Source organism: Mesorhizobium kowhaii (assembly GCF_003253745.1).
Taxonomy (GTDB): Bacteria; Pseudomonadota; Alphaproteobacteria; order Rhizobiales; family Rhizobiaceae; genus Mesorhizobium; species Mesorhizobium kowhaii.
Genome location: NZ_MZXV01000013.1, coordinates 551581 through 566473 on the forward strand (window position 1 = coordinate 551581; position 14893 = coordinate 566473).

At 61.3% G+C, this 14893-nt stretch carries 14 protein-coding genes; 9 read left to right on the forward strand and 5 right to left on the reverse strand.

Features of this window, described 5'->3' with window-relative positions:
- Positions 1–194 precede the first annotated feature (194 nt).
- Positions 195–716 (reverse strand): MarR family winged helix-turn-helix transcriptional regulator, encoded by a 522-nt coding sequence (locus tag B5V02_RS05095; RefSeq protein WP_111543104.1) that lies wholly within the window; start codon positions 714–716, stop codon positions 195–197.
- Positions 717–807: 91 nt separating this feature from the next.
- Between B5V02_RS05095 and B5V02_RS05100 the strand changes: the two genes are divergently transcribed.
- Positions 808–2274: an MFS transporter gene (locus tag B5V02_RS05100; RefSeq protein ID WP_245445697.1), complete on the forward strand. Its 1467-nt coding sequence runs from the start codon at positions 808–810 to the stop codon at positions 2272–2274.
- A 308-nt stretch (positions 2275–2582) separates the two neighbouring features.
- Positions 2583–3626, forward strand: a complete 1044-nt coding sequence (locus B5V02_RS05105) for an MBL fold metallo-hydrolase (RefSeq protein ID WP_111543106.1) — start codon at positions 2583–2585, stop codon at positions 3624–3626.
- Between the two features lie 16 nt (positions 3627–3642).
- Here the strand turns inward: B5V02_RS05105 and B5V02_RS05110 are convergent, their stop codons facing one another.
- Entirely contained in the window at positions 3643–4590 is a 948-nt protein-coding gene (locus B5V02_RS05110) for a LysR family transcriptional regulator (RefSeq protein ID WP_245445699.1), read from the reverse strand.
- 99 nt (positions 4591–4689) lie between these two features.
- Here B5V02_RS05110 and B5V02_RS05115 point away from each other — a divergent pair, with 99 nt between their 5' ends.
- The 5 genes from B5V02_RS05115 (at position 4690) to B5V02_RS05135 (ending at position 9141) form a co-directional block, all read left to right on the forward strand.
- The gene (locus B5V02_RS05115) at positions 4690–5496 is read left to right on the forward strand and encodes an RraA family protein (RefSeq protein ID WP_245445701.1); all 807 of its coding nucleotides are present in this window, start codon (positions 4690–4692) and stop codon (positions 5494–5496) included.
- Between the two features lie 16 nt (positions 5497–5512).
- Positions 5513–6499: a D-2-hydroxyacid dehydrogenase family protein gene (locus B5V02_RS05120; RefSeq protein ID WP_342633848.1), complete on the forward strand. Its 987-nt coding sequence runs from the start codon at positions 5513–5515 to the stop codon at positions 6497–6499.
- A 1-nt stretch (position 6500) separates the two neighbouring features.
- Complete coding sequence (locus tag B5V02_RS05125; protein WP_111543109.1) at positions 6501–7289, forward strand: SDR family oxidoreductase; 789 nt, start codon at positions 6501–6503, stop codon at positions 7287–7289.
- Positions 7277–8641: an MFS transporter gene (locus B5V02_RS05130; protein ID WP_281004917.1), complete on the forward strand. Its 1365-nt coding sequence runs from the start codon at positions 7277–7279 to the stop codon at positions 8639–8641. The genes B5V02_RS05125 and B5V02_RS05130 overlap by 13 nt, the downstream gene beginning before the upstream one ends.
- Positions 8642–8742: 101 nt before the next feature.
- Complete coding sequence (locus B5V02_RS05135) at positions 8743–9141, forward strand: RidA family protein (protein WP_111543111.1); 399 nt, start codon at positions 8743–8745, stop codon at positions 9139–9141.
- Here the strand turns inward: B5V02_RS05135 and B5V02_RS05140 are convergent.
- Entirely contained in the window at positions 9138–9899 is a 762-nt protein-coding gene (locus B5V02_RS05140; RefSeq protein ID WP_111543112.1) for an SDR family NAD(P)-dependent oxidoreductase, read from the reverse strand. The genes B5V02_RS05135 and B5V02_RS05140 overlap by 4 nt on opposite strands.
- Positions 9900–10001: 102 nt before the next feature.
- On the opposite strand from B5V02_RS05140, the gene B5V02_RS05145 reads away from it, so the two are divergent.
- On the forward strand, positions 10002–11285 hold the full coding sequence (locus B5V02_RS05145) for a class-III pyridoxal-phosphate-dependent aminotransferase (protein WP_111543113.1): 1284 nt from the start codon (positions 10002–10004) through the stop codon (positions 11283–11285).
- Positions 11286–11402: 117 nt separating this feature from the next.
- Positions 11403–12413, forward strand: coding sequence for a phosphotransferase enzyme family protein (locus B5V02_RS05150; protein ID WP_111543114.1), 1011 nt, complete (start codon positions 11403–11405; stop codon positions 12411–12413).
- Between the two features lie 48 nt (positions 12414–12461).
- Here the strand turns inward: B5V02_RS05150 and fabG are convergent, their stop codons facing one another.
- Together fabG and B5V02_RS05160 are read right to left on the reverse strand one after the other, a co-directional pair.
- Entirely contained in the window at positions 12462–13226 is a 765-nt protein-coding gene (gene fabG, locus B5V02_RS05155) for a 3-oxoacyl-ACP reductase FabG (protein WP_111543115.1), read from the reverse strand.
- Between the two features lie 81 nt (positions 13227–13307).
- Positions 13308–14834 (reverse strand): APC family permease, encoded by a 1527-nt coding sequence (locus B5V02_RS05160; protein ID WP_111543116.1) that lies wholly within the window; start codon positions 14832–14834, stop codon positions 13308–13310.
- Positions 14835–14893: the final 59 nt, after the last annotated feature.

Below are 14893 nucleotides of genomic sequence, written 5' to 3' on the forward strand. Positions count from 1 at the left end.
ACGCCCGTCGCTGACATGGACTGCCGACAGTTGGAGTCTCGAAAATCAGTTTGCAGGTGCCCCTCCCGCGTCGAAGGGCTGCTCAGCGATCGGTGCGGTAATCGGCGGCAACGACGTGCGAATGGGATGGTGCGGGAACGTCTGCGTTTAGGGTAGCCGTGCAGCGAGCGTCTGCACGTCTTTCCCGGATTAGACTAGATGTTCTGGCGGCGGGCAGAACCTCGCACCGGACCGTCGGCGCCGTTCGGTCGCGTCGCGGTGAGGCTGGCTTCAATGGACCTGAGAAGCGCAAGCGCATCGTCGAGCTTGTTCGTATCGCCGCCGGCTGCGGCAGCGATGGCAGCGCCCCATTCCTTGCGCACCAGCGCGTAGTTTTCGGCCCCGCGCCGCGTGCGGTGGACGCTGACACCGCGGCGGTCTTCCGGATCGACATGCCGCTCGATCAGTCCCTTTCCTTCGAGGTCGCGCAGAACCGGAGAAACGTTGGTGCGCTGCAGCCCGGTCGCCGCCGCGATCTGGCTGGGTGTCGCCGAGACGTGTGCAACCAGGTGACGCATGACCATGCCTTCCGACTGCGTGAGGGATAGCGCCCGCTCATCCCGGTATCCCTGGAACTGGATCTCGCGGGCAATGATGAGGATCAGGTCGGCCAGATCCGCCCACCGAACCGCCGGGGGTGGAGTTTTGCGTGCGGACGATTCGCGATCGGTTTCCATAAGAGGAGTTTACAACGCCCAGCCAGGTATGTATATGCTCATAATGATTATGTGTACATAACTATCTCCCAATAATCACATGGAGGCTCGAATGACCCCCACCTATTCACCAAACTCCGCCTGGCACTCTCCTCGTTCCATGGCACGCGCCGGCGGGCTGCACGGGGTCGGCGTCTATGTATTGCTCGCCGGCGCCTTCCTGCCGGTCGCCGATTTCTTCATCGTCAACGTGGCGCTGCCGACGATCTCCAACTCGCTCAAGGCGACACCGGCCGCACTTGAATTGGTGGTTTCCGTCTATGGCGTGGCCTATGCCGCCATGCTCGTTTTGGGCGGCCGGCTTGGCGATCGTTTCGGTCGTCACACGCTGTTTCTGGTCGGGCTTGCGGGCTTCATCCTGGCGTCGCTGGCCTGCGGCCTGGCGCCGACCATCGATGCGCTGATCGCCGCCCGCCTGGTCCAGGGGGCAACAGCGGCCATGCTGGTGCCGCAGGTGCTGGCGACCTTCCAGGCCACCCTGCAGGGCGAACGCAAGACCCGGGCCATCGCGCTTTACGGCGCAACCTCGGGCATCGCCGCGGTCGTCGGTCAACTCGCCGGCGGCCTGCTGGTCAGCGCCAATCTGTTCGGCACCTCCTGGCGGCCGATCTTCCTGATCAACATCCCGCTCGGCATCATCGTGTTCTTCGCCTCGCGGCTTGTCGTGCCGGCCAGCCGCTCGCCGCACCCCACCGGCATCGACCTGCCAGGCACCGTGCTGTTTGCCGCCACGCTGACGGCGCTTTTACTGCCGTTGACCGAAGGCCACTCGCTCGGCTGGCCGGCATGGACATGGGGGACGCTGATCGCTGCCGCTGTGCTGGCCACCCTGACCGTGATCGTCGAACGCGCTGCCGAGGCGCGCGGCGAGGTGCCGTTGCTGCCGCCGTCGCTGCTCAGGCTGCCGTCGATGTCGCGCGGCCTGGCCATGATTACCCTGTTCAGCGTCGGCTTCGGCGCCTTCATGTTCGTCTTCGCGCTCACCGTCCAGAACGGACTCGGCGCCAACCCGCTCGAAAGCGGCCTCGCCATCCTGCCGATGGCGGTGATGTTCTTCATCGGCTCCGTGGTCAGCCCGCGCATGATCAACCGCTTCGGCCGCGGCGCCCTGGCAGCGGGCGGCCTCTTGCAGGCGCTTGGACTGGCCTTGTTGATCGGCATCATCGTTTCCGGCTGGCCGAAGGTGAGCCTGATCGAACTGGCGCTGCCCCTGGTGCTGATCGGCGCCGGACAATCGATGCTGTTTTCAGGGTTGTTCCGCGCCGTGCTCGCCGATGTTCCCGCCCACCTCGCCGGCGTCGGCAGCGGCGTTCTCATCACGCTGCAGCAATCCGGCCTGGCGCTCGGCGTCGCAACGCTGGGCACGCTCTATCTGGCGCTGGAGCCAGCGGGCATAGCGCGAGCCTTCGGCGCCGTCATCGCCTGTCAGCTTGCGATCATCATGCTGCTGGTGCTGTGCACCGGGCTGCTGCCGCGCTTCACCAAGCACCAGCCCAGCGCCCATCCGGTGGAAATGTGATACGGCCGAACTCAGCGGGTTGATCGCCAAGAACAAGCGCAATTCCATGGCGCCACCCAAGTCGTACCAAATTTCAACCACCAACCTACATGCCGGTGTTGGGCCTGAATTGGCAGCGGCAAACGGCCGTTATTCAACGGAATTATGATGCTGCCCTAAACTCTGAATTGGACGGGGTTAGCTGTCTCGGGAACGGTACGCACACAAGAGTCTCGGCCGAGGCATGCAAAACTTCGGCAAACGAGGAGCGAGGCAGAAGGACTTACGTCCATCTGGGTGCTCCGACAGAACGCAAATAGAGGTCCAAAATGGTCGCTCCCCGCAAAACGCTTGATCGCTTGTTCGACGACGCCGAAGGCACTGTCCAGTCCCAGTTGACCAGCGGCGGCGTCATCAATCCCACCCGTCGCAGCCTTTTGGCCGCTGGCTGTTTTTGCCTGGCCAGCTGTTTTGCGACGCCTCTGTTCGCGGATGCGCCCATGGTGAAAAGCCAGGCACCCGGGTTTTATCGCTTGGCGGTGGGCGATTTTGAGATAACGGCGCTATCCGATGGCAGCAATATGCTGCCTGCCACGAAGTTACTGCAGGGCGACCCGGCTCGAATCGAAGAAGCACTGAAACGCAACTATCTCGGCGACCTCATCGAGACCTCCCACAATTCCTTTCTCGTCAATACCGGAGCCAAGCTGGTCTTGATCGACGCTGGCGCAGGCTCACTGTTGGGGGCAACCACAGGTCATCTGTTAAGCAATCTGCGCGCGTCAGGCTATCAGCCGGAGCAGATCGACGAGCTTTACCTCACACATCTGCACACGGATCACGTTGGGGGTCTCATGGCCGAGAGCCAGAGAGCTTTTCCCAATGCAATTGTGCGTGTCGAAAAGCGGGACACCGATTACTGGCTAAGCGAGGCAAACATGCGCGCTGCTCCCGCTGAAGCGAAGCGATTCTTTGAGGCCGCCATAGCATCGATCACGCCATACATGCGAGCTGGCAAGCTCGCCGTCTTCGAAGGCAACACCGACCTCGTGCCTGGCGTGCGCGCGCAAACCGCTTATGGGCATACGCCCGGACACACCATGTACGTGGTCGAGAGCAGGGGCGATAAGATAGTCCTGTGGGGCGATGTCGTGCATGTCGCCGCGGTGCAGTTCAAAGACCCTTCTGTCACAATCCGGTACGATGGGGACGCATCGGAGGCCCAACAGGTGCACGAACTTGCATTCGCAGATGCGGCACAGAATGGCTATATCGTGGGCGGCGCCCACATATCGTTTCCTGGATTGGGCCGCGTGCGACGCGACGCCGATAACGCCTACACCTATGTGCCCGTGGACTACAGTCAGGGATAGGCCTCCATAAGCCAGACTATGCTTGCGTGGCTGGGGCAGCGTCCTCAATCGACGAGCCGTCGCGGGGCGATCCGCAGACATCTCCCACCAGCGAACGAAACCATTGGTGGGCAGGGTGAGTGTGCAATCGTTCGTGCCAGATCAGCTTGTAGAGCAGCTTCTCTGTCTCGAACGGCAAGTCGCGCACCACCAGCTGACGCTCATCTGCAATGGCGCGCCACGGTCCGTTGAAGAAGCCAAGTGGGACGCAGGTAAGAAGGTCGCTCTGTGCGGCAATCCTCAGCGCATCGGCAAAATGATTGACGACGGCAACGATCGTTCTTGTTCGCCCCGTCAGGCTGAGCCAGCCGTCCACAAGCCCCAGTTCCAGACCGGATGGGGTTGCCAAAACGTGCGCCGCAGCGGTGAACTGATCGAGGCTCAGAGACTGCGCCAGTTCGTGCCCGCTGCGCATGACGCAGACATAGCGATCCGTCCGGAGACTTTGCACATGTACTTCTCTCGGCAGCGAGGCAAACATGCCTACCGCGCAGTCGAGTGCGCCACGGTCGATTCCCTCCAGCGAGTCCTCATGGGTATGAACTGCAAAAGAAACGCGGGCACGCGGGGATGCGGCCTGTAACTTCAGCGTGATTGCGCTGACACCTTCCATTGCAAGACTGTCTGTGACCGCAATTCGAAAACTGGTCGTATCCGATCCCGGATCGAAATCGTCGGGCGCGAACGAGGCGCGGATTGCCGTAAGCGAGCGATGAATTTCGGGCCACATCGCGACCATGCGAGACGTCGGTTGGACACCCGTCGCGGTCTTGAGGAAGAGCTGATCTTTCGTCAGCTTGCGAGCGCGACGCAACGCATTGCTCACTGCCGGCTGACTCATCGCCAGGCTCGCGGCCGCACGCGTGACATTCCTTTCCAGCATGATGGCCTCAAGGACTGCGATCAGGTTCAGATCGAGGCGCACGTTATTCACCCAGGAAATGATGCTTGTGTCTAATTCTAAATTGGACGCACTGAACGCGGCAGGCAATCCTGTTTCGAACGAGCAACCGAACACATGCGAGTGAATGCGCGCATCTCGCCATCGGTGATAAAAGCTCCGTACAAAAATAGAGGATACGCCATGAATGATCTCGCTTTCGCGGACGTGCTGCCGAAACTTACTGGCAAGATCAGCCCTGACCGCATTCGATTGATGCGAACACCGCGTCCACCGAAGGGTCTGATCGACGGGTTCAAGCGGATCGGCGACGCCTCGAGCGTCATTTCGGATATTATGGATGAGCTCGGTATCACCGGGGCGATTGGCGCATCAACTCTGAAGCCGACCCTGCCATCAACGTCGATTGTCGGTCCCGCGCTTACGGTGCGCAACATCCTGCAGCGCGAGCATGTCTACGAAACGGCGCGCGACCACGTCAACCGGATGGCAGAGTTCGAAGCCCACAACCTGGCATTGCCGGGTGATGTGGTGGTCATCGATGGCGTCGCCGGCGTTTCGAACATGGGCGGAATTTCGGCCCAGACAGGAAAAAGACAGGGGGAGGCGGGCGCGATCGTCTCCGGAGGCATTCGCGACCTCGGACATTCGCGACGGGTCGGATATCCCCTGTGGGCCACCGAGATCACACCTGTCACCGGCAAATGGCGGATCGAAACCGTGGAGATCAATGGCGATATCCAGATCGCCGGTGTCAGGGTTGCCCCCGGCGACATTGTTGTCGCGGACGAAACCGGCGTCTGCTTCATCCCGATCGCCCGAGCCGCCGAAGTTCTCGCAAAGGCGCTGAAGAAGTCAGCCTTTGAAGAGGCGAAGTGCGAAGCGATCGAAGCCGGTACCTCGGTGGCGGATCTGCCGGGCAATGCATAGAGCGATAGGTCATCCAGTGAAGAAGCTCCGCGTCGCCATCATCAACGATTACCAGGACGTCGTCCGCACGCTGGACTGCTTTTCCAAACTGGAAGGCCATGACGTTACCATCTGGACCGATATCGTTGAGGACATCGACGTCCTGGCAAATCGTCTGTTCGAGGCAGATGTCCTTGTGCTGATGCGTGAGCGCACCAGGATCGATGAAAGCCTGCTCAGCCGCCTGCCCAACTTGAAGCTCATCAGCCAGAACGGTCACATCCCCCACATCGATCTGGCGGCTTGCGATAGGCATGGCGTCGTCGTTTCGTCCGCTCTCACATCGCGTCCGTCCTATTCGACGGTGGAATTTACCTGGGGGTTGATCCTTGCAGCGATGCGCAACATTCCGTTCGAGAGTGCATCGCTGCGGCAAGGCCATTGGCAGACGACCATCGGGCTGGGCTTGAGGGGGCGTGTTCTGGGCATCTATGGTTTCGGCCGGTTGGGCTCGATGGTCGCGCGGATCGGCATGGCCTTCGGCATGGATGTGCTGGTGTGGGGCCGCGAGGGCTCACTGGCTCGTGCCAAAGCTGAAGGGTTCAACACTGCTCCGGACAAGGACTCGCTGTTCCGGCTGGCGGATGTCCTCAGTTTGCATCTGCGGCTGAATGCCGAGACCACCGGTGTGATTGGTCCTGATGATCTGGCCATGATGAAGCCGACTGCTCTGCTTGTGAACACCAGCCGTGCCGAGTTGATTCAGCCAGGGGCTTTGGTGTCGGCGCTGAAGCGCGGCCGACCCGGAAAAGCGGCCGTCGATGTGTTCGAACGCGAGCCGCTCACCAATCCCGACGACGCCTTGCTCAGGCTTCCCAACGCACTGTGCACACCGCATCTCGGCTACGTCGAACGTGACAATTACGAGTTCGCCTACGGCAACGCATTCGATCAGATCGTGGCGTTCGCGACGGGAACCCCGATCAACGTCCACAATGCCCATGGCCCAAAACAGGATCACTGAGATGGATCTCGAACTCGACGGCAAAGTTGTCCTGATTACCGGGGGCAGCAAGGGAATAGGGCTGGCCTGCGCGCACGCCTTCGGCAGGGAAGGGGCCCGCGTGGCGATTGTATCGCGCAGTCAGGAGAACCTGGACAACGCGAAAGCAAGCATGGCTGCCGATGGTCTGTCGGTAGCGACCTTCGCCGCCGACCTGTCGGACGGGCTTGCGGCAAAGGAAATGGTCGCCGCGCTGGAGGATCAGGTGGGTCCGATCTCGTCCTTGATCAATTCGGCCGGCGGCGCAAGGAGAGTTCCTCCGGACGAGTTGACGCCAGACAAGTGGCGTACCGCGATGGACGCGAAATTCTTCACCTACATGAACGTCATGGACTACGTCCTGCCCCTGATGGTGGCACGGCGCGCGGGCACGATCGTCAACATAGTCGGCACCGGCGGTAAGATCGCATCCCCCATGCATTTGCCGGGAGGGGCCGCCAACGCGGCGCTGATGCTCGCCTCGGCGGGACTGGCGGCCGCCTGGGGCCCCGCCGGCATAAGGGTCAACGTCATCAATCCCGCCGCCACCATGACCGAGCGTCTGCAGATGTCGCTTGAAGTCGAATCCAAAATGACGGGCAAGGCGCCGGAGGAACTGCTGCGGCTGAACGAGCAACGCATTCCGCTGCGGCGCTATGCAAAGCCGGAAGAAGTGGCCGACGCCGCACTTTTCCTCGCCAGCGCCAGATCCTCTTACGTGACAGGGGCTTCGCTGACCATGGACGGAGGTCTCACCCCATTGGTCGTTTAGCCGGCCCCACAGCAAAGCAACTACGGGAGGAGAAAATGTTCACTTGGTACAAGCAGTTGACGGAGCGGGAGCGGAACACCTTCTGGGGTTGCTTCGCCGGCTGGGCAGTGGATGCGATGGACGCGCAGCTGTTCAGCTTCGTATTGCCAATTCTCATTGTGGCCTGGGGAATGACGACGGCGCAGGCCGGTTACCTGGCTACGGCGACGCTGCTCTCCGCGGCGGTCGGCGGATGGGCCTGTGGATACCTCGCTGACCGTTTCGGTCGTGCCCGCATCATGCAGTTCACAATCCTGTGGTTCTGCCTCTTCTCCTTCCTCGCCGGTTTTGCACAGAACTTCCAGCAGCTGATGTTCTTGCGCATCCTGCAAGGGCTGGGCTTCGGCGGTGAGTGGGCGGCCGGCGCGGTTCTCATGGGCGAGATCATTCGCGCCGAACATCGCGGCAAGGCCGTGGGCACCGTCCAGAGCGGATTCGGCATCGGATGGAGCGCGGCCGCCATCATGGCAGGCGTGGTTTTGGCGCACCTGCCCGAGGAGTATGGCTGGCGCGTGCTGTTGATGATCGGCGTTCTTCCCGGCCTTCTGGTTCTCTATTTGCGCCGCAAGATCGAGGAGCCTGAGGTTTTTGTCAAAACGCGCGAGCTTGTCGAGAGGAGCGGAACTCGTCCGGGATTGGGGGCGATATTTCAGCCGGAAACGCTGCGAATAACGGTGCTCTCCTCGCTGCTTGCATTTGGCGTGATTGGCGTTGGTGGCGCAATCGTCAACTGGCTGCCAACGTTTATGAGGACCGTGCGCGGGCTGCCGCCGAGCACTTCGGGATACTACGTGTTCGTGGTGACCGGTGGCTCGTTTTTCGGATTTCTGGCCAGCGCATACCTGGCCGATTATCTGGGGCGGCGGCGGACATTCCAGCTCTTTCTGGTGTGTTCCTGGCTGGTTACCGTCGCTTACATGTTCTTGCCGCTATCCGGCTGGCTGCTGGTTGTCCTGGGTGCGCCGTTCGGCTTCTTCACAATCGGAAACTATGCGGCGTTGGGACCGTTCTTCACCGAGCTTTTCCCCTCTGCCATTCGCGCGAGCGGCCAGAGTTTTGCTTACAACTCCGGCAAGGCGGCAGGCGCGGCAGCCGTATCTAGTATCGGGATACTGGCGCAATATATCAACCTGGCGGAGGCGATCGGCCTCGTTGCGCTGTTGGGCTACGGCATCGCTTTTGCCGCGACCCTTATGCTGCCCGAGACGTGCGGAATTCAACTGACTTCCGGCTATGAGCCTCCTGCGCCGCGTCCTGATACGGGCGTTTCTTCGCCGCCCGCCCAAGCCTCGATTTTGCGCGCGAGACGATAGCCGGTCCAGGTGCATTCGTGTGCAACCTGACTCCAACCGTTCGGCACCGGCAATTTACGAATTATCCCACGGATCAGATCTCGCGGAGGATCAACAGAACCATGCGCAAGAGCATTTCGGTGAAAGGACTGAGGCACAGGCATCCAGTTCCCAATGCCTGTCGGATCGGCAACATGGTGTTCTCGGGAGCGGTTCACGGTGTGAGTCCGACCACTCACGAGTTGTCGGTCGAGATGGCGGATCAGTCAGCCAATGTGTTTGCCAATATGCGTGCCATCATCGAGGCCACGGGCGGCAGGGTGGAGGACATTATCAAGGTGGAGATCTATCTCCGTGACAGCAGCGACAGGAATGCCGTGAATGAAGAATGGCTGCGGATGTTCCCGGATCCGGAGTCGCGCCCGGCTCGGCACGTTCGGCCATTGCCGCCGGATAGCCCATCTCTGGTGCAATGCGAATTCATTGCAGTTATCGAGGAATTCCTTGATCTCAGTACCTAGATCACCGTTTCTCCTCCATCGATAACCAGAATCTGGCCCGTCATGTATGAGGACCGGTCGGACACCAGAAACAGCACTGCCTCCGCGATTTCCTCGACGCTTGCCCAACGGCCAAGCGGCACCCTTTCGCGGATGTAGGCTTCGATGGCTTCCCGGCCCCCCATCTGGGCGATGAAAGGAGCATTGAAGGGCGTGTCCACCCAACCGGGGCAAAGCGCGTTGACGCGAATGCCGAAGCGGCCATAGTCGCCCGCCATCTGCCTCGTCATCGCGATCACCGCGTGCTTGGTCGTCGTATAGGCGATCATCTCACGGTCGTAGAGCACGCCGGAGCTCGACGACGTGTTGAGGATGACCCCGCGACCTGCCTCTTTCATAAACGGCATGACGATGCGGGCACCGAGGAAATGAGCCCGCACGTTGAGCGTCCAGGATGTGTCGAAGCCTTTGACACTCACACCAAGCACGTCACCCTCGACCTGTACGCCGGCATGATTGTGGAGGATGTCGATCCTGCCTTGAGTGTGGATGAAATCGTGAAAACCGGCTTCAAGAGCCTTGTCGTCTGTCAGGTCGAACACAAGCGCTTTCGCCCGGCCACCCGCCGCACAGATCTGTTCGACGGTCGCGTTCGCGCCGTCAGCACTGCGATCCGCGACGCCGACCATCGCACCCTCGCGCGCGATGATCAACGCTGCCGCCCTGCCGATGCCTGATCCTGCCCCGGTGACGATCGCCGTCCTGTCCTTCAGGATCATCCTTCACCACCCTTTCTCCGCGGCTCGTAATCCTGCATCATCCGGTGGGTGAGCCTCGCCAGCTTTGTTGCGCGCCGATCAACCTCTGAGGAAAAGACAGGCATGTACGACTTCGGCCCCTTCAAGTTCGAGTCGAAGCAGGATTTTTTCGACAAGGCAATCCGTTTCTGGAATCCCGACAAGACCAGGTTCTGGCAGAAAGCCGGGATCGATCTCGTGATCGGCAGGCGGGAGGGCTATTTCCTCTACGACATGTCGGGGCGCCGGCTGATCGACCTGCACCTGAATGGCGGCACCTACAATCTCGGTCACCGCAATCCGGAGCTGGTAGAGACGCTGAAGAGCGCGCTCGACTATTTCGACATCGGCAATCATTGGTTCCCGTCCGTCGCGCGAACGGCGCTGGCCGAATCCCTCGTCAATGTCTCGCCGGGAATGAAATATGCGATCTTTGCGCCGGGCGGCGCGGAGGCGGTGGACATCGCCATCAAGAGCGCTCGCTATGCCACCAAGCGGCGCAAGATCGTGTCGATCATCAAAGGTTATCACGGACATTCGGGGCTCGCGGTAGCGACCGGCGACGATCGCTTCACCAAGATCTTTCTCTCCGACCAACCGGAGACGTTCATCCAGGTTCCCTTCAACGATATCGATGCCATGGAGAAGGCGCTCAAGGGCGAGGACGTCGCCGCGTTGATTATCGAGACGATCCCCGCCACATACGGCTTCCCGATGCCGAAAGACGGCTATCTCAACGCCTGCAAAGCGCTGTGCGAAAAGCATGGCACGATGTACATCGCCGACGAGGTCCAGACCGGCCTGATGCGGACCGGCAGCATGTGGGGCTGGCAGGCCTATGGCGTCCAGCCGGACATCATGGTGACGGCAAAGGGCCTGTCCGGCGGACTCTATCCGATCAGCGCGGCGCTGGTGAACGACAAGGCCGGCGGCTGGCTCAACGAGGATGGGGCGGCCCACATCTCGACCACCGGCGGGGCCGAACTCGGCTGTGTCGTCGGCCACAAGGTCATCGAGATGCTGCAGCGGCCTGAATTGGTGGCCAATGTCGGCACCGTGACCGGGTTCATGGCAAAGGCTATGCGCGAGATGTCGGTTCGTCACGGCGATATCTTCACCGGGGTGCGCCAGAAAGGCGTGATCCTTGGCCTGGAATTCAGCAATCACCCGGAAGGCGCGGTCTTCGTGTCACGTGCACTCTACGAGCAGGGCGTTTGGGCGATTTTCTCGTCACTCGACAAGCGGGTGCTGCAGTGGAAGCCCGGCGTTCTTCTGGATCACGAAACCTGCCAGGACATCATGGATCGTTTCGATGCGGCAATGCCGCGTGCGCGAGAGCTGCTGCATCAGGCAGGCAAGGCGAGTTGACATGTCCCGAACCTGGTTGAAACTGCCAGGCGTCCAGTTCAAGCCGGCGGCTGGACTTGCCGGGATCGCGCGGGTTCGGGCAGGGGACAAGGGTGCAATGATTGGGCAGGACGGATAGTGACGGATTTCGACGCGCTCACCCACGACCAGCAACTCGGCATCCTGCAGGAGACGGCGGAGACAGCCACCGCCAGCTACGATCTGCCGGCGGACGTTTCCGTCGAGATGATCAACCTGTCGGAGAACGCGACCTACAAGATTGCGGCTCGCGACGGCCGGCGGTGGGCGCTTCGAATCCACCGCGACGGTTACCATTCAAGGACGGCTATCCAATCTGAACTGGCCTGGCTGACCGATCTGCGCCAGACCCGGATTGTCTCTACACCCGTGCCGGTCGCGGGCAAGGACGGCGAGCAAATCCAGCTTGTTGGCCATGCCAGATTGGCGCGACCCCGTCATGTCGTGTTGTCGCAATGGGAGACCGGTTCGGAGCCAGGCATAGGCGAGGCGCTCGCGGAACCATTTGAGGTGCTGGGCGAGGTGACGGCCCGCATGCACATCCACGCCCGGCAGTGGCGGCGCCCTTCCTGGTTCAGCCGCCACGTATGGGATTTCGAGACAAGCCTCGGCGAGGAAAGCCCCCATTGGGGGAGTTGGCGCGACGGCATGGGCGTCGACGCTGCGAAAGCCAAGCTCTTTGGCCGGACCGTAGACCTGATCGGCCGCAGGCTCGCCGCCTTCGGCAAAGGCCATGACCGCTTCGGCCTCATTCATTGCGACCTGCGGCTCGCCAACCTGCTGATCGACGGCAAGACAGTGAAGGTCATAGACTTCGACGACTGCGGCTTCGGCTGGTATATGTATGACGCGGCGACGCCCATCTCCTTCTACGAGCACGAGCCGCAAGCAGCCGATCTTATCCAGTCGTGGACGACCGGCTATCGCCGTGTGCTTGACCTGCCCAAGGCGGACGAGGACGAGATCCCGACCTTCGTGATGCTGCGGCGCCTGCTCCTCGTTGCATGGATCGGCTCGCACGCGGAGACGGACCTCGCCAGGTCGATGGGCCTCCCTTACACCGAGGGAACGGTCGGGCTGTGCGAGTCGTATCTGAGCAAGTTTTCCTAGACTAGCTCTGCCCGGCCGCCATTCGACGCGAATGATTGGACGCCATCATCAGGCCAGTGCTTCCAGGCTCTCCGGCAGGATCTGGCCGCCGTCGACGATGATCGTCTGCCCCGTCACATAGCCTGCCTCCTTCGAAGCAAAGTAGAGCGCGGCGTGGCCGATGTCCTCCACGGTTCCGAGCCGCTTGAGCGGGATCGAGGCTGCCATGGTCTTCTGGTAGTCCTCGCCCAGGCCGGCAAGGCCCTCGGTCACGATGTTGCCCGGCATGACGGCGTTGACGGTGATGCCGTATTTCGCCAGCTCGATGCAGGCCGTGCGCATAAAGCCGAGCTGTCCCGCCTTGGTGGCGCCGTAGTGCGACCACCCGGGAAAACCGGTGACCGGTCCCGTGATCGAGGACGTCAGCACGATGCGGCCCTGGTCGGATTTCTTGAGATAGGGAACCGCCGCCCTGACTGCGTGGAAGGTGCCCTTGAGGTTGGTGTCGACAACCGCGTCCCATTGTTCCGAGGTCATGTCCTCGAGCCGCGCCTGCGGGAAAATTCCGGCATTGGCGCACAACACGTCGATGCCAGCGTTTCTTGCGGCTGCCGCCGCAAGTGCGCCCTCAATGCTGGCGAGTGAAGTGACGTCGCCAACCACGCCGAAGGCTCCGTGGCCGATCTCGGCGGCCGCGGCTTCGGCCTGGTCGGCATGGCGCGCAATGATGGCGACCTTGGCACCCGAGAGCGCGAACACCCGCGCTATGCCCTTGCCGATGCCTTTCGATCCGCCTGTAACGACAACGGACCGACCCTTCAAAGACTGGGTCATGATTTGAAGCTCCAAAATGAGACGGGGACAGAGTGATACTCTGTCCCCGTTGCCGAAAAGGATTCCAGGGCGATGGACGCCCTAGCCTTCGTTCACCATGTGACCGATGTTCTCGTATGCCTTGGGGTTGGCGGACTTCAGCACGAAGCCCCAGATCAGGCCGACGACAAGGATCGCAAGCCCTACGTAGGGGATGCTCCTGGCGAAGCCATTGGTGCCGCCCAGTGTCGCCAGATTGGCCACCAGCGTGTAGACGAGGACCAGCTGGACAACGAGCGAGATCAACGGCGAAATGACAGTCGTCAGCACGCCGCCGCCGCCGTTCTTCTTGAACCACATGTAGATCGCCAGCGAGACAACGGCCTGCAGCACCAGGAGCAGTCCGGTGCCGAGCACCGCAAACAGCGTATAGACACCAAGCCAGGCCTGTCCCGACGGATCATCGAAGCCGTAGGCCAAACCGTAGAGCAGGACCCATACCGCCGCCAGCACCGATTGCAGGGCCGAGGCCTTGTGGGGGCTCTTGTGGTGATCATGCGTCTCCGCGATCGCCTGTGGCAGAACGCCTTCGCGCGCCAGCGAGTACAGGTAGCGGGAAGCGGTGTTGTGGAAGGCCATGCCGCAGGCGAAGGAACTAGTCAGGATGAGAAGCGACATCAGTTGGTAGCCCCAGCCGCCGACAAAACTCTGAACCGGTGTCAGGAAGAAGTTCACCCCGTCGGAGAATGCCTTGGCCACCATGTCGGCCTCGGTGGGATAGGCTGCCACCGCGCACCAGCTGACGAAGGTGTAGAACAGGCCAAGGCCGATGACCGAAATCAGCAGCGATTGCGGAATGATGCGCTTCGGATCGCGGGATTCCTCGGCATAGTTCGGCGCCATCTCAAAGCCGACCCACGACCAGAACGCCATGAAGATGCCGACGGCCGCCGCGCCCGCCGGTATGGCGACGGTTCCGACTGTCTGCTCGGCGACAGGCGTGAACACCTTGAACATATTCAACGAATCGCCGGAAAAGTTCGTCCCGCCATGGGCAAAAAGCACGCCCAGGGAGAAGATCACGAGCATGATCACTTCAAGAATGAGGGCTATCCCGAGCAATCGTGCCGACACCTTCACATCGCGATAGGCAAGTGCTGCGATGACCACGATCATGGCCAGGGCAAGGACGATCCACGGCACGTTGATGCCGAAGTGCTGGGAAATCCACAAATTGCCAAAAAACGCGAACAACCCGGTGAGGGAGGCCTCGAACAGCGAATAGCAGGCGAGCGAGCCTATGCCTGCGGACATGCCGACCTCACGGCCGAGCCCCTGGCTGATGAAGGAGTAAAAGCCGCCGACCGACGACACGCGCGATGCCATCGCGGCATAGCCGACCGAGAAGATAGTCAGCACGATCGTCGCCATCAGGAAGGCGGCCGGCGTATATTTGCCGATGCCGTAGCCGGCCGCGAACGGGACATTGCCCAGCATTGCCGACATTGGTGCAGCGCCGGTGACGGCCAGAAAGAGCACTCCCGCGAGCCCCACGGCCTTCGAGTGCAAAAGGTTGATGCTGTTACTCTTCGAAACGTCGATCGTTCCGCTTGCAGTTTCGATGGCCATGAAGCCCCTCCATTCGTGACAGCTGTATTTGTTCCCCGCACATGGCGGCCGATGTGTCC